Origin of the sequence: Streptomyces corallincola, assembly GCF_019104725.1 — a bacterium.
Classification (GTDB): Bacteria; Actinomycetota; Actinomycetes; order Streptomycetales; family Streptomycetaceae; genus Streptomyces; species Streptomyces corallincola.
Map to the genome: position 1 here is coordinate 1 of NZ_JAHRXF010000050.1, position 19385 is coordinate 19385.

Annotated in this window: 19 protein-coding genes and 1 pseudogene; 7 read left to right on the forward strand and 13 right to left on the reverse strand. The window is 71.0% G+C overall.

Going from position 1 to position 19385, the window contains the following annotated elements; translation table 11 throughout:
• Nucleotides 1-575: 575 nt before the first annotated feature.
• The 3 genes and pseudogenes from KUM39_RS24055 to KUM39_RS24065 all read left to right on the forward strand — a co-directional run.
• Nucleotides 576-1610 (forward strand): annotated as a pseudogene (locus KUM39_RS24055) (RHS repeat-associated core domain-containing protein); the annotation flags it as partial.
• Between the two features lie 13 nt (nucleotides 1611-1623).
• Entirely contained in the window at nucleotides 1624-2394 is a 771-nt protein-coding gene (locus tag KUM39_RS24060; RefSeq protein ID WP_217787853.1) for a hypothetical protein, read from the forward strand.
• 195 nt (nucleotides 2395-2589) lie between these two features.
• On the forward strand, nucleotides 2590-2877 hold the full coding sequence (locus tag KUM39_RS24065) for a hypothetical protein (RefSeq protein ID WP_308288225.1): 288 nt from the start codon (nucleotides 2590-2592) through the stop codon (nucleotides 2875-2877).
• A gap of 334 nt (nucleotides 2878-3211) precedes the next feature.
• Here KUM39_RS24065 and KUM39_RS24070 read toward each other — a convergent pair whose 3' ends face one another.
• Together KUM39_RS24070 and KUM39_RS24075 are read right to left on the reverse strand one after the other, a co-directional pair.
• Nucleotides 3212-4540 (reverse strand): class I SAM-dependent RNA methyltransferase, encoded by a 1329-nt coding sequence (locus KUM39_RS24070; RefSeq protein ID WP_217787854.1) that lies wholly within the window; start codon nucleotides 4538-4540, stop codon nucleotides 3212-3214.
• A 205-nt stretch (nucleotides 4541-4745) separates the two neighbouring features.
• Nucleotides 4746-6797 (reverse strand): APC family permease, encoded by a 2052-nt coding sequence (locus tag KUM39_RS24075; protein ID WP_217787855.1) that lies wholly within the window; start codon nucleotides 6795-6797, stop codon nucleotides 4746-4748.
• Between the two features lie 172 nt (nucleotides 6798-6969).
• On the opposite strand from KUM39_RS24075, the gene KUM39_RS28630 reads away from it, so the two are divergent.
• The 3 genes from KUM39_RS28630 (at nucleotide 6970) to KUM39_RS24085 (ending at nucleotide 8585) form a co-directional block, all read left to right on the forward strand.
• Nucleotides 6970-7092, forward strand: a complete 123-nt coding sequence (locus KUM39_RS28630; protein ID WP_281425748.1) for a hypothetical protein — start codon at nucleotides 6970-6972, stop codon at nucleotides 7090-7092.
• 147 nt (nucleotides 7093-7239) lie between these two features.
• Nucleotides 7240-7911: a potassium channel family protein gene (locus KUM39_RS24080; RefSeq protein ID WP_217787856.1), complete on the forward strand. Its 672-nt coding sequence runs from the start codon at nucleotides 7240-7242 to the stop codon at nucleotides 7909-7911.
• Nucleotides 7911-8585 carry a potassium channel family protein gene (locus KUM39_RS24085; RefSeq protein ID WP_217787857.1) on the forward strand — a complete coding sequence of 225 codons (675 nt, stop codon included), beginning with the start codon at nucleotides 7911-7913 and terminating at the stop codon, nucleotides 8583-8585. The genes KUM39_RS24080 and KUM39_RS24085 overlap by 1 nt, the downstream gene beginning before the upstream one ends.
• 118 nt (nucleotides 8586-8703) lie before the next feature.
• On the opposite strand, the gene KUM39_RS24090 is transcribed toward KUM39_RS24085, so the two are convergent.
• From KUM39_RS24090 to KUM39_RS24120, 7 genes are all read right to left on the reverse strand, one after another.
• Nucleotides 8704-9522, reverse strand: a complete 819-nt coding sequence (locus KUM39_RS24090) for a DUF3159 domain-containing protein (RefSeq protein WP_217787858.1) — start codon at nucleotides 9520-9522, stop codon at nucleotides 8704-8706.
• 3 nt (nucleotides 9523-9525) lie between these two features.
• Nucleotides 9526-9924 (reverse strand): OB-fold nucleic acid binding domain-containing protein, encoded by a 399-nt coding sequence (locus tag KUM39_RS24095; RefSeq protein ID WP_217787859.1) that lies wholly within the window; start codon nucleotides 9922-9924, stop codon nucleotides 9526-9528.
• Nucleotides 9925-10045: 121 nt separating this feature from the next.
• The gene (locus KUM39_RS24100) at nucleotides 10046-10762 is read right to left on the reverse strand and encodes a response regulator (RefSeq protein WP_217787860.1); all 717 of its coding nucleotides are present in this window, start codon (nucleotides 10760-10762) and stop codon (nucleotides 10046-10048) included.
• Nucleotides 10756-13314: an ATP-binding protein gene (locus KUM39_RS24105; RefSeq protein ID WP_217787861.1), complete on the reverse strand. Its 2559-nt coding sequence runs from the start codon at nucleotides 13312-13314 to the stop codon at nucleotides 10756-10758. Before KUM39_RS24105 ends, KUM39_RS24100 begins: the two co-directional genes overlap by 7 nt.
• A 265-nt stretch (nucleotides 13315-13579) precedes the next feature.
• Complete coding sequence (locus KUM39_RS24110; RefSeq protein WP_217787862.1) at nucleotides 13580-14341, reverse strand: DUF3710 domain-containing protein; 762 nt, start codon at nucleotides 14339-14341, stop codon at nucleotides 13580-13582.
• 1 nt (nucleotide 14342) lies between these two features.
• Nucleotides 14343-14888 (reverse strand): dUTP diphosphatase, encoded by a 546-nt coding sequence (gene dut / locus KUM39_RS24115; RefSeq protein WP_217787863.1) that lies wholly within the window; start codon nucleotides 14886-14888, stop codon nucleotides 14343-14345.
• Nucleotides 14885-15061: a hypothetical protein gene (locus tag KUM39_RS24120; RefSeq protein WP_217787864.1), complete on the reverse strand. Its 177-nt coding sequence runs from the start codon at nucleotides 15059-15061 to the stop codon at nucleotides 14885-14887. The genes dut and KUM39_RS24120 overlap by 4 nt, the downstream gene beginning before the upstream one ends.
• Nucleotides 15062-15176: 115 nt before the next feature.
• Between KUM39_RS24120 and KUM39_RS24125 the strand changes: the two genes are divergently transcribed.
• Complete coding sequence (locus KUM39_RS24125) at nucleotides 15177-15647, forward strand: DUF3093 domain-containing protein (protein ID WP_217787865.1); 471 nt, start codon at nucleotides 15177-15179, stop codon at nucleotides 15645-15647.
• Nucleotides 15648-15677: 30 nt separating this feature from the next.
• Here KUM39_RS24125 and KUM39_RS24130 read toward each other — a convergent pair whose 3' ends face one another.
• The 4 genes from KUM39_RS24130 to KUM39_RS24145 form a co-directional block, all read right to left on the reverse strand.
• Entirely contained in the window at nucleotides 15678-16652 is a 975-nt protein-coding gene (locus KUM39_RS24130; protein ID WP_217787866.1) for a hypothetical protein, read from the reverse strand.
• Between the two features lie 13 nt (nucleotides 16653-16665).
• Nucleotides 16666-16962, reverse strand: a complete 297-nt coding sequence (locus KUM39_RS24135; protein WP_005481602.1) for a DUF4193 domain-containing protein — start codon at nucleotides 16960-16962, stop codon at nucleotides 16666-16668.
• 401 nt (nucleotides 16963-17363) lie between these two features.
• Complete coding sequence (locus KUM39_RS24140) at nucleotides 17364-18611, reverse strand: sensor histidine kinase (RefSeq protein ID WP_217787867.1); 1248 nt, start codon at nucleotides 18609-18611, stop codon at nucleotides 17364-17366.
• A gap of 6 nt (nucleotides 18612-18617) precedes the next feature.
• Nucleotides 18618-19271, reverse strand: a complete 654-nt coding sequence (locus tag KUM39_RS24145; protein ID WP_217787868.1) for a response regulator transcription factor — start codon at nucleotides 19269-19271, stop codon at nucleotides 18618-18620.
• Nucleotides 19272-19385: the final 114 nt, after the last annotated feature.

Consider the following 19385-nt stretch of genomic DNA (forward strand, 5'->3'; position numbering starts at 1 on the left):
GAGATCGAGAAGTGGCTCGCGTTCGCCGAAGCGCCTTCAACGGCTCTTCGCCACCGCCACAAAGCCGAACCTCCACACGCCGCCAACATCCAGCAGCACGGATCTCGCACCGTTCCTCGCGCACAGCAAGCGTTCGCGAACCGCACTTTCCCTCACTCGCAAATGAGGCGATAGCCGACAGCGCTGCACCAACAAGCAACAAAGGCGGGGCGGCAAGACTTCACGCCAGACCCCTGTCATCTGGAGGACTCGCGCCTGACACTCCATGCGTCATTTGAGCGTCAAAAATGCGCACGCAACGCAGATAGAGCCCATCACGCGCACTCGACAAACCGCAGCTCAGGCGCCCTCCTCCACCGGCTCCAGCAACGCCACGCACTCCACATGATGCGTCATCGGAAAGATGTCGACCTGGGCAAGTCGCGAAAACGCCCAGGTCAGAGCCGGATCATCGACTCTCTGCCGCGTCCGCGGGCGCCCAGAGCGTCATGCCCAACGGTCCGACCCTCTCCTTTGGGCGAAAGAGGCCTCCAAGACCAGCTCACCTGCACGAGCCTGCTCCCGCACTCAAGCTGTGGCCGGTGCTGCGCACACTCATCGGCCGCACCGTGCGGAAAAGACGCTTTCCCCAAGCTCGCATCAAGCACCCCAGCGGCTGCCTGGCGACCGACGGCGAGCGCGTGGTGGAGGAGGTCCGCTTCACCTGGGACGGCCTCACCCTGTGCGAACAGACCAGCCACCAGCCGGATGCCGCGAACACGGTCGCCCTCACCTGGGACCACCGCGCCGACGTCCCCCTGGCCCAGACCGAACGCATCCTCACGGCCGACGACCGCCAAGAGGAGATCGACCGCCGCTTCTTCGCCATCGCCACCGACCCCGTCGGCACCCCCACCGAACTGATCGACGAGACGGGCGACATCGCGTGGCGCACCCGGAGCACGCTCTGGGGCACCACGGCCTGGTCCCGGAACAGCAGCACCTACACCCCACTCCGCTTCCCCGGCCAGTACTACGACCCCGAAACCGGCCTCCACTACAACTACTTCCGCCACTACGACCCCGAAACCGGCCGCTACACCTCCCCCGACCCCCTCGGCCTCGCTCCCGCCCCGAACCACGTCGCGTACGTGGACAACCCGCACAGCGAGCGCGACCCGCTTGGCCTCATGCCCAAGTACACGAAGGAGGAGAAGGCCCAGCAGGCTAGGGAAAAAGCCATCCAGACCGCGGACGAGGTCGTCGAGAGGGCCCAGGGCGACCGGATGAGAAAGGCCGGCAACTACCACGCCGATTCCATGCACGGATTCAGTGACGAACGGGTCCTGGAGATCCTCAAGAGCCCGGACGCTGTATACCACTCGACGGCGGGCAGCGGAAGGCTGATCTTCCGGCAGGGGGAGGACATCGTGATCGCGGAGGGTGGCGGCGCCGGGGCAGGAAATGTCATCACAGCGTACGGCCCTTCCGGCATCAGGGGCGACTCCGGCGTGACCGCGCTTGGTGGCCTGCCCACCGATCCAGGTGGGCCGATTACCCACGCAGACGTGGTGGAGGGCAGGATTCCAGCCAGGAACGGCTACATGGCTCCCGGAGTGCAGATTCGATGAGGCGGCATTCACCATGAGACTCACCCTCGATGGCGACTGGAACGCGACAGTGACGGGCGATCCACTGCGCATCACCCCGCGGTTCGACTTCCCGGGCCAATGTGTGCGCATTGCGGAGTTCGCGGACGTGGAGGAATGGCAGCGGTTCCTCGTGGACACTTTCGGCAGCCAGGAATGGCTGTGGGACGATCCCGATGAGCTCCGCTTCGACCCGGACAGCCGGGAACTGATCGGCGCCGGGTTCCGATTGCCGTATGAGTCCGCTCCCGCCGAAGACTGCGCTCGCGTTCTCGTCACACCCCCCGTTCATCCGGGCGGCCTTCGCGCGGACGAGACCCGAGACTTCCGCCTGGAGGCAACCGCAGAACTCTGCCGCGCCCCCGGGGACGCCGTGCTGACCTGCCTGCGCGACCTCGACGTCTTGGACGAGCCGCTGGAGGCCCGCATCGGCATCGCACCCGACGTGGCTCTCCTCGTCCAGCACGGCACCGTTGTCGGCTGGAGCCTGACCGACCCGGCCCGGTACTTGACCACGGGGTTCGCCGCCCCCGATCCCAGCCCGTCCTCTCCCTCCACCCGTCTTCTGCTCACCGAATGTCTGGACCTGACCACCACGCCGCTGCTCTACGAGATCAGGAACCGGAACCCGGCCGCCCTGGCCCGCCTCCGGGCGCTCGACGAGGCCCTGCGCAACCAGCACGAGGACCGGCACCGAGCCGACGCCCTGCTTGCGCTCATCGCCAACCTGGTCGAGGACTACGCCGACCGGCCGACTGGGCAGTAGCCGTGAACCACTGGCCTGCCGGCCGCGCCCAGGCCCGGCCTGGCCATCACGCCGTACGAGCCACCGGGCTTCAAGGACGAATCCGGAGCGGAGGCGGAGTCCGCCTCGGCCGAGGACTCGGCCCGCCTTCCCGTCCCGCCCGAAGTACGCCCGGGCGGGCTCCGCGCGGACGAGGTCAAGGACTTCCGGCACGAGATGTGCACGATGCTGTGCCGCGCTCCCGGCGATGCCGTGCTGACCTGCCCGCGCGACCTCGCCGTCCTCGACGAACCGCTGGAAGCCGGCATCGGCATCGCCCCCGACGTGGCACTCCTCGTCCAGCACGGCACCGTCGTCGGCTGGAGCCTCACGGACCCCGCGCGCTACCTGACCACCAACTTCGCCGCCCCCGACCCTGCTCCCCCCGTCCCGGCCACGCGCCGCGTGCTCACCGAATGCCTGGACCTGGCCACCACGCCGATGGTCGACAGACCGGGTCCATGACCTGTTCCGGCGTTGGCAGCGGGACGGTACCTGGGCGGCACTCTCACCCAGCTCCAAGCCGAGTCGGACGCGAAGGGCCTGATCACCTGGGACGTCAACGTCGACTCCACCGTGCGCCAAGCCCACCAGCACGCCGGCGGAGCGGCGTTAAGGGGTCCCGCAAGCGTCATCCGAGCGTCAAGAAGCTTCCAACCACGTGCGAGGATGTCGCCGAATGCGTACGCCTCCCTCACGAAGTCGCAGGTCAGGCAGCGTTCACAAAGCGTCCAGCCCGCTCGACCCGCCACACGAAAGAAACAGGTCGAGCGACCACAACGCGCTGCAAAACCGCAGCTCAGGCGCCCTTCTTCACCGGCTCCAGCACCGCCACGCACTCCACATGATGCGTCATCGGAAACAGATCGAACACCCGAAGCATCCGCACCCGATACCCCCCCTCCCGGAAGTACCCGAGATCCCGGGCCAGCGCGGCGGGGTCGCAGGCTACGTAGGCGATTCGGCGGGCGCCCAGGGAGGCGAGGTGGGAGACGGTTTTGCGGCCGGCGCCCGCGCGCGGGGGGTCGAGGACGATGAGATCGACCTCGGTGATGCCGGTGCGGGGAAGGACGGACTCGACCTTGCCCTGTTCGACACGGACGCGGGGGAAGTCGGCGAGGTTGTGGCGGGCGTCCTCGACGGCGCGCTTGCCGGACTCGATGCCGAGGACGGCGCCGGTCTCGCCGAGGCGGTCGGCGAGGGCACCGGCGAAGAGGCCGACGCCGCAGTAGAGGTCGAGGGCCATTTCGCCCTTGCGCGGGAGAAGGCCCTGCATGACGGCCTTGACCAGGGTGTCGGCCGCCTGCGGGTGGACCTGCCAGAAGCCGCCGTTGCCGACGCGGTGCGTACGGCCGTCGGCGCGCTCGCGGACGAAGGCCCGGCCGTGGACGCGGTGGACCCCGCCGTCCTTCTCGTCCACGCGCAGCACGGACACCGGACGGTCCAGCTCCACCAGCGGGAGTCGGCCGCCGGGGCGCGGGGTGAGGATGACCTGGCGGTCCTGCGAACCCGTGGCCGCGATCGCCTCCACCGACGCCATACCGGGCCACACGCGCTGCTCCACGCCCAGCTCGCTGACGCCCTCGGCCGCGATCATGCAGTGCTCGATCCGCTCCACGTCGTGGGAGCGGTGGCGGCGCAGACCGGCGTGGCCCTCGGCGTCCACCGCGTACTGCACGCGGGTCCGCCACTGCGGGACCTGGCCCGCCGGGAGCTTGTCGCCCTCCGCGGGCATCACCGTGCCGTCCCAGCCCGCCTCCTCGGGCGTGAGGCCCGCGAGCCGCTGGAGCTGCTCCGCGACGACCTCGCCCTTCAGCCTGCGCTGCGCGCCCGGCTTGGCGTGCTGCCAGTCGCAGCCGCCGCAGCGGCCGGGCCCGGCGTACGGGCAGGGGGCCTCGACGCGGTCCTTGGAGGCGTCCAGCACCTTCACCGCGTCCGCGCGCAGGAACCGCGCGCCCTCCTCGCCCTCGGTCACCCGGGCCACCACCCGCTCGCCGGGCAGCGCGTGCCGTACGAACAGCACCTGGCCCTCGGCGGTACGGGCGATGCAGTGGCCCCCGTGGGCGACGGGGCCGATCTCGACCTCGTACTCCTCGCCCACCAGAGACTTCGTCGGTTCTGCCTGCATGGTGGGAGGGCTCCAGATCAAAGGGGGGTCAGAGAGTCGGGGTGAAGGTCGGGATCGGGGGCGGTGGTCCACAGCCCCGCCGACCCGCCGGTCGTCAACAGCCCACCAGTCTACGGGCTCCCCGCCGCCCCCGCGCCGACCGCCCCCGCGGCACACACCCGACCGACGGCCCCGGCCGCGCCCCGCCCTGCCTCTTGCCCGCCCCCTACCCCTTGCCCGCCCCCTCCTTGTGCCGGTCCGCCGCCGGTCCCCGGCGCACCGCGCCCGGCGCGCTCCACTCCGAGCGCCTGCGCGCCCGCAGACGAGCCGCCTCGGAGGACGCGAGCTGGTAGGGCACCGAGGTCACCATGACGCCCGCGGAGAACAGCAGGCGGCCCTTGAGACGCAGGGCGCTCTGGTTGTGCAGGAGGTGCTCGTACCAGTGGCCGACGACGTACTCGGGGATGATCACGGAGACGGCGTCGCGCGGGGACTCCTTGCGGAGGCCCTTGACGTACTCGATGATCGGCCGGGTGATCTCGCGGTAGGGGGAGTCGAGGACCTTGAGGGGTACGTCGATGCCGCGCCGCTCCCACTCCTCGCGCAGGGCCCTGGTCTCGGCCGGGTCCACGTTGACGGTGAGCGCCTCCAGGGTGTCCGAGCGCATCAGCTTGGCGTAGGCCAGGGCGCGCAGGGTGGGGCGGTGGATCTTGGAGATCAGCACCACCGAGTGGACGCGGGACGGACGGGCCATGTCGTCGGGGCCGGACTCCTCGTCGGCGGCGATCTCCTCGGCGACGCGGTCGTAGTGCTTACGGATCGCGGTCATGGTCGCGTAGAAGATGCACATGCCCAGCAGGGCGACCCAGGCGCCGTGGGTGAACTTGGTGACCAGGACGACGACCAGCACCAGGCCGGTGAAGAACGCGCCGAAGGTGTTGATCGCGCGCGAGCGGATCATGTGACTGCGCTTCGCCTGATCCTTCTCGGCCGCGAGATGGCGGTTCCAGTGCCGGACCATGCCGATCTGGCTGAGCGTGAAGGACACGAAGACACCGACGATGTAGAGCTGGATCAGCCGGGTGGAGTCCGCGCCGTAGATCACCACCAGCAGCATCGCCGTACCCGCCAGCAGCACGATGCCGTTGGAGAAGGCGAGGCGGTCGCCGCGGGTGTGCAGTTGCCGGGGCAGATAGCGGTCCTGGGCGAGGATCGAGCCGAGCAGCGGGAAGCCGTTGTACGCGGTGTTGGCGGCGAGGAACAGCACCAGCGCGGTCGCGGCGGCCAGGACGACGAACAGGAAGCTGCCCTTGCCGAACACCGCCTCCGCGACCTGCGAGATCACCGGGTTCTGTACGTAACCGGAACCGATCGGGGTGCCGCCGCGCAGCAGGTCGGCGGCCGGGTTCTCGGCCATGCGGACGCCCGTGACGGTGGCCAGCACGATGATCCCGCAGAACATGGTGACGGCCAGCAGGCCCATCATGGCGAGCGTGGTCGCCGCGTTCTTCGACTTCGGCTTGCGGAAGGCGGGCACACCGTTGGAGATGGCCTCCACACCGGTCAGCGCGGCACAGCCGGAGGAGAACGCCCGCAGCAGCAGGAAGACCAGCGCGAAACCGGCCAGCCCCTGGTGCTCGGCCCGGATCTGGAAACCGGCCGTCGGCGCGCGCATGGTGTCGCCGAGGACCAGACCCCGGAACGCGCCCCAGGCGATCATGATGAAGACACCGCCGACGAAGACGTACGTCGGAATGGCGAACAGCTTCCCGGACTCCTTGACGCCGCGCAGGTTCATCAGCGTCAGCAGGACGATCACAGCGACCGCGCAGAGCACCTTGTGCTGGACCACGAACGGGATCGCGGAGCCCAGGTTCTCGATGCCGGAGGCGATGGAGACGGCCACGGTCAGCACGTAATCGACGAGCAGGGCGCTCGCCACGGTGAGACCGGCGCGGGGGCCGAGGTTGGTGGTGGCGACCTCGTAGTCACCGCCGCCGCTCGGGTACGCGTGCACGTTCTGGCGGTAGGAGGCGACCACCGTGAACATCAGGACGACGACCGCGAGCGCGATCCAGGGGCTGAAGTGGTAGGCCGACACGCCCGCGATGGACAGGACCAGCAGGACCTCCCCCGGCGCGTAGGCGACGGAGGACAGCGGGTCGGAGGCGAAGACGGGGAGGGCGATGCGCTTGGGCAGGAGGGTTTCCCCCAGCCGGTCACTGCGCAAGGCGCGCCCGATGAGAATCCGTTTGGGCACGTCGGTCAGTTTGGACACGACAGAGGATCGTAGGGCTTCGAACAGGCAGCCGCCCACCCGGTGCCCGCGTTCTGCCTCATGAGTGAAATCACCGGGGCGCGGACTTGCGGATTCCGTGGTGCGCGCTCCGTGCGTGTGTAGATGGCGGACACCGCCCCCACCGCCCGTTCCACCGCACCCCGGAGGTCCCATGCCCCCGACCGCAGAGCTGATCGGCGCCGTGGCCGGCCTCGTCGGCCTCGGAATCCTCACCCTGTACAGCGTGCGCAGCATCACGCGCCGGGACCGGCAGCCGTCCCCGGACCGCCGCTGACATCCCGGGGGCGCCCCGGCCCCCCTGGACGCCCCGGACCCCTTGGGCACCCCGGGCTCGGGAACCCGTACCGCTCATGTGCAGCTTTGTGCGCCGATCTGAGACCCTGATGGCGAGCAGTGACTCTTGGACACCGGAAGGACGGTCGTGCACATCGTCATCATGGGCTGCGGACGAGTGGGTTCCGCACTCGCCCAGACCCTGGAGCAACAGGGCCACACGGTCGCCGTGATCGACCATGACCCCACCGCCTTCCGCAGGCTCGGCCCCGGTTTCGGGGGCCGCCGCGTCACCGGCGTCGGCTTCGACCAGGACACCCTGCGCGAGGCGGGCATCGAGGAGGCCGGCGCCTTCGCCGCCGTCTCCAGCGGCGACAACTCCAACATCATCTCCGCCCGCGTGGCCCGCGAGATGTTCGGCGTGGAGAACGTCGCCGCCCGGATCTACGACCCCCGGCGCGCCGAGGTCTACCAGCGCCTCGGCATCCCCACGGTGGCCACCGTCCGCTGGACGGCCGACCAGATGCTGCGCCGTCTGCTGCCCTCGGGCGCCGAACCGCTGTGGCGCGACCCCACCGGGGGCGTCCAGCTCGCGGAGGTGCACGCCTCCGCGAAGTGGGTCGGACACAAGATCAGCAGGCTGCAGGAGGAGACGGGGGTCCGGGTGGCGTTCCTGACCCGGCTCGGCGAGGCGGTGCTGCCGACCTCGCAGACCGTGCTCCAGGAGGGCGACCTCGTACACGTGATGATGCGGACGGACGAGGTGGACAAGGTCGAGGCGACGTTCGCCGAGGGCCCCGAAGAGGAGGCCGGTCACTGATGAGGGTCGCCATTGCCGGTGCCGGTGCCGTCGGCCGCTCGATCGCGGCCGAACTGCTGGAGAACGGCCACGAGGTACTGCTCGTGGACAAGGCCCCGACCGCCATCTCGGTGGAGCGGGTGCCGCAGGCGGAGTGGCTGCTGGCCGACGCCTGCGAGATCACGTCCCTGGACGAGGCCGCGCTCCAGCGCTGCAACGTCGTGATCGCCGCGACCGGCGACGACAAGGTCAACCTCGTCGTCTCGCTGCTCGCCAAGACGGAGTACGGCGTGCCGCGCGTCGTCGCCCGTGTCAACAACCCCAAGAACGAGTGGCTGTTCAACGAGTCCTGGGGCGTGGACGTGGCCGTCTCCACCCCGCGGCTGATGTCGGCCCTGGTCGAGGAGGCGGTGAGCGTCGGCGACCTGGTCCGGCTGCTGCGCTTCAGCCACGGGGACGCCAACCTGGTCGAGCTGACGCTGCCCGAGGAGTCGGCGCTGGCCGGTACCCAGGTCGGGGACGTGGAGTGGCCCGAGGACACCTCGCTGGTCACGATCATCCGGGGCACCCGGGTGCTCACCCCGTCCCGCGAGGACTCCCTGGAGCCGGGCGACGAACTGCTGTTCGTCGCCGCGCAGGCCCGCGAGGAGCAGCTGGAGGAACTCCTCTCGGTCCGCCGCCCGGAGGAGGACTGACCCTCCCCGGTCCACGTCCACGCTGTGCACGCTGTACGGCGTGGACGACCGGCCGGTCCCTGTACGACGTGTGGGGCGCCGCTGGAGGCCAGGGGCGCCCCACACGTCGTCATCCGTCCTACCGCCGGTGGCGGCCTCCGCGGGCCTCCTCGGCGGCGGCAGCAGCGGCAGCGCCGTCGGGGGCGTCGGCACCGCCCGGCGCACCGGCGGCGGCCCGCTCGCGCTCGGCCTTCTCGGCCTTCTCCGCCTCCTCGGCGGCCTCCATCTCCGCGAACACGTCGATGGGCGCCGGTGCCTTCGCCAGGAAGACCCAGGTCAGCCAGACGGCGAGCAGGAACGGCGGGATCTTCAGGGCGACCAGCACCCAGCCGAGCTGCGCGGTGTTCGCCCACCAGTAGAGCGGGAAGAGGATCGCGCACTTGGCGAGCAGGATCAGCCCCCACGCCCAACTGGCCTTGGCGTACGCCTTCTTGCGGCCGGGGTTGCGGGTCCGCCAGGAGAGGTTCTCCTTGAAGACCGGGCCGAGGATCAGGCCGATCAGCGGCACTCCGGCGAGCGTGGTGATGATGTACGCGAGCGCCAGGCCCAGGGTGTAGATCATGCCGGGCAGGTAGAAGTCCTTGGCGTTGCCCGTGAACATGGCGAACACCACGCCGAAGGCCACCCCGAAGACCCCGCTGAACGCGTGCTTCACGGTGTCCTTGCGGACCAGCCGGACCACGACCAGCACCAGGGACACCGCGAGCGCCGCGATGGCCGAGACGTGCAGGTCCTTGTTGACCGTGAAGATGGCGACGAAGAGCAGGCCGGGCAGGACGGTCTCGACCATGCCGCGGACCCCGCCGAACGCCTCGAACAGCGCGGCCTCGGTGACCGCGCGGGCGTCGTCGTGGCCACTCTGTTCGGTGTCTTCGGTCGGCTTGTCGAGGGACGTCACCGGCTACTCCCGTCCGAGGGGTCGCAGTTCGTATTTCGGGTTGAACAGCACCCGGCGGCCCCGGCTCATGGAGATCCGGCCCGATGCGATCAGCTTGCGCCCCGGCTCGATGCCGACGATGGAGCGCCTGCCGAGCCACACCACGTCCAGGGCGGCGGAGCCGTCGAACAACTCGGCCTCCAGGGCGGGGACTCCGGCGCGCGGGCGCAGGGTGACCGTGCGCAAGGTACCAGTTACGGTCACGATCTGCCGGTCGTGGCAGTCGCCGATGCGGGTGCACCCGGTGGACTCGGCGTCCTCCCGCAGCTCCCTCGACTCCAGATCCTCCTGCGAGGAGGAGAGCCGGTCGAGCATGCGCCGGAACCGGCCGCCCGGCTTGTCGGAACGAGGTGCGGCAGTCATGTCCCCAGCGTACCGGGGCGGGCGGTGCGGGCAGAGCGGGCCGCGGCCCCGATCCCGCCCGCCCCACGCGTCCCGCCCGCCCCGCACGGCACACGTGCCCCACCGGCGCCCGGCACCCCGCTCACTTCTCGAACCGGTACCCCATCCCCGGTTCGGTGATGAAGTGCCGGGGATGCGCCGGGTCGGTCTCCAGCTTGCGGCGCAGCTGCGCCATGTAGACGCGCAGGTAGTTGGTCTCCGTGCCGTACGACGGTCCCCACACCTCCTGGAGCAGCTGTTTCTGGCTGACCAGGCGGCCGGTGTTGCGGACCAGCACCTCCAGCAGGTGCCATTCGGTGGGGGTGAGCCGTACGTCCCGGCCCGCGCGGTGCACCTTCTTGGCGCTGAGGTCCACGGTGAAGGTCTCGGTCTCCACGCTGGTCACGGCGTCGTCGCCGGGCCCGACCGGTTCGGCGCGGCGGACGGCGGCGCGCAGCCGGGCGAGGAGTTCGTCCATGCCGAACGGCTTGGTGACGTAGTCGTCGGCGCCCGCGTCCAGCGCCTGGACCTTCTCGTCGGACGAGTGCCGGGCGGAGAGCACCAGGATGGGCACGCGGGTCCAGCCGCGCAGGCCCCGGATCACCTCGACGCCGTCCATGTCGGGCAGGCCCAGGTCGAGGACGACGACGTCGGGGTGGCGGGAGGCGGCGAGTTCGAGGGCGGTCCTGCCGTCGGGGGCGGCGTCCACCTCGTACCTGCGTGCCCTGAGGTTGATCACGAGCGCGCGGACGATCTGCGGTTCGTCATCGACCACGAGCACCCTGGTGCTGCGCGGGGTGTCCCCGGCCGGGCTCAGCATGGGGTCTGCCTCTCTGCTTCGGTGCCGGGCTCCCCCGCGGGGACCGGCTCGGGGCGCGGGCGGGCGGCGCGCAGGCTGAGGACCATCGTCAGCCCGCCGCCGGGGGTGTCCTCGGCGTTCAGCATGCCGCCCATCGCCTCGGCGAAGCCGCGGGCGACCGCGAGCCCGAGGCCGACGCCCGCGCCGCGCGGTGCGTCGCCGTGGCGCTGGAAGGGTTCGAAGATGCGGTCCTTGGCCTCGTCGGGGACGCCGGGTCCCCGGTCCACGACGCGGATCTCGACGCGTTCGGCCATCGTGCTCGCGGCGACCAGGACGCGCCGCCCGGCGGGGCTGTACTTGACGGAGTTCTCCACCAGATTGGCCACCGACCGTTCCAGCAGGCCGGGGTCCACGGCGACCATCGGCAGCGTCTCCGGCACGTCCAGCTCGACGCTGTCCTCGGGTACGCCGCCCAGCGCCATCGGTACGACCTCGTCCACGTCGATCTCGCGGATGAGCGGGGTGACGGTGCCGGTCTGGAGGCGGGACATGTCCAGGAGGTTGCCGACGAGGTGGTCGAGCCGGTCGGAGCCCTCCTCGATGCCCTTGAGGAGTTCCGCCCGGTCCTCCTCGGACCAGGCCACGTCGGCGGAGCGCAGCGAGGACACCGCGGCCTTGATACCGGCGAGCGGGGTGCGCAGGTCGTGGCTGACGGCGGCGAGCAGCGCGGTGCGGATGCGGTTGCCCTCGGCGAGGGTGCGGGCGCGGTCGGCCTCCTCCTCCAGGCGGCTGCGGTCGAGGACGACGGCGGCCTGGGCGGCGAAGGCGGCCAGTACCCGGCGGTCCTCGGCGGGCAGCACCCGGCCGGTCAGCGCGAGTGCCATGTGGTCGCCGACCGGCATGTCCACGTCGGCGTCCTCGGGCCGCTCGGGCACCCGTCCGGGTCCGGCACCGGCCGCGCGGGTCCAGGGCGCGACGTCGCTCTCCCGTTCCAGCAGGGCCGCGGCGTCCATGCCGAAGGTCTCCCGGACCCGCTCCAGCAGTTCTCCGAGCCCGGTCTCGCCCCGCAGTACGTTGCCCGCGAGGAAGGACAGGATCTCGGACTCGGCGCGCAGCCGGGACGCCTGGTGGGTGCGGCGGGCGGCGAGGTCCACCACGGAGGCGACGGACACCGCGACGCCGGTGAAGATGGCTATGGCGACGATGTTCTTCGGGTCGGCGATGGTGTAGCGGTGCAGCGGCGGTGTGTAGAAGTAGTTCAGCAGCAGCGAGCCGAACGCCACCGAGCCGAGTGCCGGGAGCAGTCCGCCGAGCAGCGCGGCGGCCACCGTGACGCCGAGGAACAGCAGCATGTCGTTGGCGAGGCCGAGATCGACGCTGTTCAGCAGCAGCGCGAGCACCGCCGGTCCGGCCAGGCTCATCGCCCAGCCGCCGATGATCCGGGACCGGCCGAGCCGGGCGCCCCGTGCCACGGGCAGCCCGCGCCCCTTGGCGACCTCCTCGTGGGTGACGATGTGCACGTCCAGGTCGGGACCGCACTCGCGGGCCACGGTGGCGCCGACACCGGGGCCGAAGACGTACTGCCAGGTCTTGCGGCGGGAGGAGCCGAGGACGATCTGCGTGGCGTTGACGCCGCGCGCGAAGTCGAGCAGCGCGGCCGGTATGTCGTCGCCCACCACGTGGTGGAAGGTGCCTCCGAGGTCCTCGACCAGGGTGCGCTGGACGGCGAGTTCCTTCGGGGAGACCGAGGTGAGGCCGTCGCTGCGGGCTATGTAGACAGCCAGTACCTCGCCGCCCGCGCCCTTCTCCGCGAGCCGGGCGGCGCGCCGGATCAGGGTGCGCCCCTCGGGCCCGCCGGTGAGGCCGACGACGATCCGCTCGCGCGAACCCCAGATCCGGGAGACCCGGTGTTCGCTGCGGTACTCGGTGAGGTACTCGTCCACCCGGTCCGCCACCCACAGCAGCGCGAGTTCGCGCAGGGCGGTGAGGTTGCCGGGGCGGAAGTAGTTCGACAGGGCGGCGTCCACCTTGTCGGGCTGGTAGATGTTGCCGTGCGCCATCCGGCGGCGCAGCGCCTGCGGCGACATGTCCACCAGCTCTATCTGGTCGGCCCGCCGCACCACCTCGTCGGGCACCGTCTCGCGCTGCCGCACCCCGGTGATCGACTCCACCACGTCCCCGAGGGACTCCAGGTGCTGGATGTTGACGGTGGAGACGACGTCGATTCCGGCGGCGAGCAGTTCCTCGACGTCCTGCCAGCGCTTGACGTTCCGGGAGCCGGGCACGTTGGTGTGCGCGAGTTCGTCCACCAGGGCCACGGCGGGCGCCCGGCGGAGTACGGCGTCCACGTCCATCTCGTCGAAGACGGCGCCCCGGTGCTCCAGCCGACGGCGCGGGATGCGCTCCAGGCCGTGCAGCATCACCTCGGTGCGGGTTCGGCCGTGGTGCTCCACGAAGGCGACGACGCAGTCGGTGCCCCGCTCGGTGCGGCGGTGCGCCTCGGCGAGCATGGCGTAGGTCTTGCCGACGCCCGGTGCCGCACCGAGGTAGATCCGAAGCTTGCCGCGTGTCATGACCTCATTGTTTCCCGTGACTGCCGTCCGGGCCGCGTGGGACGACGGGCCCGTGCAGCGACGACCCTAACGGCACGGGATCGGGGCATACGGGGCACGGGGGCGGCCCGTGGGCATCCTTGACGCAACCCTGACGGGTCCGGCGGGACACGCGTCCAACAGGGCGGGAAAGGGGCAGGGCTACGCCTGTGGAGAACTTCACCGCACAGGGCAGGGGCCGTACCCGAACGGGTACGGCCCCTGCCCTGTGCGGTGGGTGCGGAGGTCAGCGGACCTCGGTGATCTCCGGGCCGCGCTGGAGCTGGCCCATGCCGCCGGAGAAGCGCGAGGACTCCTCCTGCTGGACCCCTTCGGGGACCATCTGCGCGTCGTTGGGCAGCTTGAGGACGATCGGGTCGCGGGGGGCCATCGGGCCCTCGCCGCGCACCACGACGGTGTCGCGGAAGATCTGCTCCAGCAGCCCGGCGGCCTGCGGCTGCACGGCGCCCTGGCCGGAGATCACCCCGCGCAGGAACCAGCGCGGACCGTCCACGCCGACGAACCGGACGACCTGGTAGCCGCTGGTGCCGTCGGGGAGCTGGACGGGGACCTGCGCGCGCAGCTCCCAGCCGAGGGGACCCTCGACCTCGTCCACGATGCCGCCCTGCTGGGTGATGCCGCCGCCGATCTCCTCGCGGACCTCGCCCCAGATGCCCTCGCGCTTGGGGGCGGCGAACGCCTGGAGCTGCACGGCGCTGTCGCGGAGCACGACGGTGGCGGCGACGATGGCGTCACCGGCGACCTCGACCCGCAGTTCCATGCCGTCCACGCCGGGCACGAACAGTCCGCCGAGGTCCACCCGGCCCTCGCCGGGATCGCGTACCTCGGTGCTGTCCCAGGGGCCCTCGGGACGGGGACCGGGCTCCAGCCGGAGACGCTCCGGCGCCACGGCCTCCCCGTCCGCCTCGTCGCCGACGCTCTCGACGACCTGCTCGGTCTCGCCGGCCGCGTTCTCGGCGGCATCCTTCTTGTTGCGACGTCCGAACACGTCACTGTCCTTCCCGGTCGGATACGACCGAAGCGTATCGATTCCCACTCGCCAGGCCACTGTCGGCGGCCTGACCGCCTGTGCCGCTCCCGTCGCCCACCGAGGCATGGCCCCCGGTGGACCCGAAGCCCCCCTCGGCCCGCGCCGATACGGGAAGTTCCGCGACCTCCTGGAAGCGGACCCTCTCGACCTGCTGGATAACAAGTTGGGCGATCCGGTCGAAGCGCTCGAACCGTACGGGCTCGTACGGGTCGAGATTCACCACGATCACCTTGATCTCTCCACGGTACCCGGCATCGACCGTCCCCGGGGCATTCACCAGGGCGACTCCGCAGCGGGCGGCGAGGCCGGAGCGCGGGTGCACGAAGGCCGCGTACCCGTCCGGGAGGGCGACGGCCACCCCGGTGGGCAGTACGGCACGCTCACCGGGCTTCAGTTCGCACGCCTCGGTGGTGCGCAGGTCGGCACCGGCGTCGCCGGGGTGCTCGTAGGCGGGCAGCGGCACGTCCGGGTCGATGCGGCGCAGCTGTACGTCGAGGGGGGTCACGGGGTCACCTCGCGGGCGCGGGTGCGCCGGGTCGGGGCGGATTCCCGCCGGGCCGCACCCGAAACAGTGTTCGCGGTGGGCAGCGGGCGGCTCGCCGGATGCGCGGCGTGCGGGTGCCGGGCCGGTGCCGTCGCGCCGACGGGAGGCTGAAGGATGGGGGAACTGCCGCTCACAGCCGCAGACCTTACCCGCCCGTCCCGTGAGCGCCACCGCGCGCCCGCGGCGGGGGCGCGCGCGGGGGCCGCCCCGGCTCCGGGAGCCACCGGAACGCGTGGCAGGCTTGACGCCATGCAGCTCTCCTCCGCCCCCTACGACGAACGCCTCACGGCCCCCCGGTCGTGGTGGCTGATCAGCTTCCTCGTGGGGGTCTCGTTCGCCCTGATCCTGCTGCCCTTCGGCGGTCTGCCGATGCTCGGCGGCCTGGTCGGGGGCACCGCGGCGGCGGCCGTGATGGCCAGTGCCTACGGCGCGATGCGCATCCGCGTGGTGGGTGACTCCCTGATCGCGGGAGAGGCCAAGCTGCCGGTGTCGGCACTGGGGGCGTCCGAGGTACTGGACGCCGAGGAGGCGCGCGCCTGGCGCACGTACAAGGCCGACACCCGCGCGTTCCTGCTGCTGCGCGCCTACATCCCGACGGCGCTGAAGGTCGAGGTCACCGACCCGGCGGACCCGACGCCCTACCTGTACCTCTCGACGCGCGAGCCGGAGAGGCTCGCGGCGGCGATCGAGGCGGCGAAGGCGGCGCGCACGACCGCGTAGCGCGGTGCGGCGGCGCGCGGTGCGGCGCGGTCAGCCGTCCAGGCCGCCGGGGAGTTCGCGCAGCCGCAGCGGATCGGCGGGCTCCTCCAGCGCGGGCTGCTCGGGCAGTTCGTCCCAGGGGACCTGCGTCCGGCGCAGGTCGGCGCGGATCTTCGCGGCGAGGCGTCGGGTGTCGCGGCGGTTCATCACCGCTCCGACGGCGGCGCCCACCATGAAGGGCATCAGGTTGGGCAGGTTCCGGACCATGCGCTTCATGATCTGCTGGCGCATCTCGCGCTTCATCCGCCCGCCGAGGGCCGCGTCCACGGTGGCGGGTTTCCTGACGTCGATGCCGCGCTCCTCAGCCCAGGAGGAGAGATACGCGGTGGTACGGGCCTTCAGGCCGCCCGGTGGCCGTGCGCCGTAGACCTCGTGGAGTTCGGCGATGAGCTTGAGCTCGATGGCGGCGACGCCGGTGATCTCGGCGGCCAGTTCGGTGGGCATGGCCGGGGGCACCGGAAGCATGGCCGCGGCACCGATCCCGGCGCCCACGGTGGACGTCCCGGCCGCCGCGCCGGCCACGAGCTTGTCGGCGAGCTGCTCCGGGCCGAGGCCGGGGAAGTGCCGCCGCAGTGTGGCGAGGTCGCGTACGGGGACACGCGGGGCGATCTCGATGACCCGGTCGGTGAGGTACGCCAGGCCCGCGCGAGCGCGGCTGCCGCCCCTACGGGCGCCTTCACGGGCCATGTCCCGCACGGCCGCGGCCCGCCGTCGGGCGAGGGGCGCGGGGTGGGGGGCGGGAACGGCCGTTCCGCCCTGGTCCCGAGCGGCGCCGTCCTGTTCGTGGTGCTGGTCGTGGTGCTGGTCCGGGACCGGCCCGTCCTGGCCGGGGGCCGGTCCGAGCGAGGCTCCCGTTTCGGGAGAGCCCCGCCCGTCGTCACGCGTGTCGTACGGGCCGTCCAACGGCCCCTGGTCCGCCTTCCGCAGGGAAAAGCGGCGCTTCCGGGGAGGGGTCGAGCCAGTCACGGCCGACCCGCCCTCAGTCGCAGTCGCGGCAGATCGGCTGGCCGTTCTTCTCGCGGGCCAGCTGGCTGCGGTGGTGCACCAGGAAGCAGCTCATGCAGGTGAACTCGTCCTGCTGCTTGGGCAGCACTCGGACGGCCAGCTCCTCGTTCGAGAGGTCGGCGCCCGGGAGTTCGAGGCCCTCTGCGGCCTCGAACTCATCGACGTCCACCGCGGAGGTGGACTTGTCGTTCCGCCGTGCCTTGAGTTCCTCCAGGCTGTCGGAATCGACGTCGTCGTCGGTCTTTCGTGGGGTGTCGTAGTCGGTTGCCATGTCGCTCTCCCCCTCTGGGTGTCTGCGGTGTCTCCAGCGCACGTAACGCGTGAGAGGCCGGACTTGTGCCCGACCTGAGGCGGAGATTTTGCCTCACATCAAGGTCTGTTACTCAATCGACACCCAATCCGATCTCCCGTGGGTGATCGGCTTGGATGGCGGTGAGGACCGTACACGGTTCGAATGCCGCACCTCAAAGGCGCCTCACCGTGTACTTCCCGTGATCAGGAGTACCGAAAACCCGGATTTTCCGGGCTTTGCGGAGCCTGTCATGATCACAGAGAGTAGATGACTAGAAATCCCTTCATGTGATCGATCACACAGGGAAAACCGGGCACGGGGGTTCTAAAATTCCGCGCAAAGCGAACACCCCCCGCGTGTGTCCGTCCGTGCCCGGCCGGTCACAGCGGGAGAGTGACCCGCATCACCAGCCCGCCCCCCTCGCGCGGTACGGCCCCGATGTGACCGCCGTGCGCGCGGGCCACCGAGCGCACGATGGACAGGCCGAGGCCCACGCCCTTGTCGCTGCCGGTGCGCTCCGTACGCAGCCGGCGGAACGGCTCGAAGAGGTTGTCCACCTCGTACGCGGGCACCACCGGACCGGTGTTGGAGACGGTGAGCACCGCCTGCCCGTGCTCCACGTCGGTGGACACCTCGACCCATCCGTTCTCGGCCACGTTGTAGCGCACCGCGTTCTGTACGAGGTTCAGCGCGATCCGCTCCAGGAGCACACCGTTGCCGCGCACCACGGCGGGCTTGCGCGCGCCCCGCAGGACGACACCCTTGGCGTCCGCCTCGGAGCGCACCTGGTCGATCGCGCGGGTGGCCACCTCGGCGAGATCGACGGGCTTGCGCTCGACGATCTGGTTGTCGCTGCGGGCCAGCAGCAGCAGGCCCTCCACCAGTTGTTCGCTGCGTTCATTGGTGGCCAGCAGCGTCTTGCCCAGCTGTTGCAGTTCCACCGGCGCGCCGGGGTCGGACAGCTGCACCTCCAGCAGCGTGCGGTTGATCGCCAGCGGGGTGCGCAGTTCGTGCGAGGCGTTGCCGACGAACCGCTGCTGCGCGGTGAACGCCCGCTGGAGCCGCTCCAGCATGTCGTCGAAGGTGTCGGCCAGTTCCTTCAGCTCGTCGTCCGGACCGTCCAGCTCGATCCGCCGGGACAGATCGGATCCGGCCACCTGACGGGCGGTGCGGGTGATCCGGCCGAGCGGTGAGAGCACCCGGCCTGCCATCGCGTAGCCGAACGCGAAGGCGATCACGGCGAGGCCGAGCAGCGCCAGCAGCGAGCGGCTGAGCAGGTTGTCCAGCGCGGCCTGGCGCTGGTGGTCCACGCACCGGCTGATGGCGTCGTTGAAGTCCTGGAGCGACAGGCTGGAGGTGTTGATCGCCGGGCAGTTGTCACTGGCGACCTTGAGCTGCGAGAAGCTCACGATCTTGAACAGCGGCTGATTGCCCGTGCTGATCGCCTGCGCGGCCAGCAGATAGATGATCGACAGCAGCAGGATCCCGGCGATCAGGAACATGCCGCCGTACAGCAGGGTCAGCCGTATGCGGATGGTGGGACGCAGCCACGGGAACGGCGGCTGCGGGCGGTCCGGGTCCCAGGTGGGCTTCGGGGGCGCCTGCGGTGGTGCGGGGGACGCGGCCACGGCGCGTCAGATCCGGTAGCCGGAGCCGGGCACGGTGACGATCACGGGAGGTTCGCCGAGCTTGCGGCGCAGCGTCATGACCGTGACCCGTACGACGTTGGTGAAGGGGTCGGTGTTCTCGTCCCAGGCCTTCTCCAGCAGCTGTTCGGCGGAGACGACCGCGCCCTCGCTGCGCATCAGCACCTCCAGGACCGCGAACTCCTTGGGCGCGAGCTGGATCTCCCGGCCCTCGCGGAAGACCTCGCGGCGGTTGGGGTCGAGCTTGATCCCGGCCCGCTCCAGGACCGGCGGCAGCGGCACGCTGGTGCGTCGGCCCAGCGCGCGCACGCGGGCGATCAGCTCGCTGAAGGCGAACGGCTTGGGCAGATAGTCGTCGGCGCCGATCTCCAGGCCCTCGACGCGGTCGCTGACGTCGCCGGAGGCGGTGAGCATCAGCACCCGCGTGGGCATGCCGAGTTCGACGATCCGGCGGCACACGTCGTCGCCGTGCACGAGCGGGAGGTCCCGGTCGAGGACGACCACGTCGTAGTCGTTGACACCGATGCGCTCCAGGGCGGCGGCGCCGTCGTAGACGACGTCCACGGCCATCGCCTCACGGCGCAGTCCGGTGGCCACCGCATCCGCGAGGAGCTGCTCGTCCTCGACGACGAGTACGCGCACGTCGCTTGTCCTTCCTGCTGTCCGCCCGCGGGGCGCCGGAGCGGGCGCGGGCAGAGGTGTCTTGCGTGGTTGGGACCCCCATCCTGCCCGTTTCGGCCATAAGTCGGCGGTAAG

Coding starts and splice junctions, on each gene's coding strand:
- KUM39_RS24060 (WP_217787853.1), top strand. CDS start 1,624: ATGAGACTCACCCTCGATGGCGACTGGAACGCGACAGTGACGGGCGAT.
- KUM39_RS24065 (WP_308288225.1), top strand. CDS start 2,590: ATGTGCACGATGCTGTGCCGCGCTCCCGGCGATGCCGTGCTGACCTGC.
- KUM39_RS24070 (WP_217787854.1), bottom strand. CDS start 4,540: ATGCAGGCAGAACCGACGAAGTCTCTGGTGGGCGAGGAGTACGAGGTC.
- KUM39_RS28630 (WP_281425748.1), top strand. CDS start 6,970: ATGCCCCCGACCGCAGAGCTGATCGGCGCCGTGGCCGGCCTCGTCGGC.
- KUM39_RS24085 (WP_217787857.1), top strand. CDS start 7,911: ATGAGGGTCGCCATTGCCGGTGCCGGTGCCGTCGGCCGCTCGATCGCG.
- KUM39_RS24095 (WP_217787859.1), bottom strand. CDS start 9,924: ATGACTGCCGCACCTCGTTCCGACAAGCCGGGCGGCCGGTTCCGGCGC.
- KUM39_RS24100 (WP_217787860.1), bottom strand. CDS start 10,762: ATGCTGAGCCCGGCCGGGGACACCCCGCGCAGCACCAGGGTGCTCGTG.
- KUM39_RS24105 (WP_217787861.1), bottom strand. CDS start 13,314: ATGACACGCGGCAAGCTTCGGATCTACCTCGGTGCGGCACCGGGCGTC.
- KUM39_RS24125 (WP_217787865.1), top strand. CDS start 15,177: ATGCAGCTCTCCTCCGCCCCCTACGACGAACGCCTCACGGCCCCCCGG.
- KUM39_RS24135 (WP_005481602.1), bottom strand. CDS start 16,962: ATGGCAACCGACTACGACACCCCACGAAAGACCGACGACGACGTCGAT.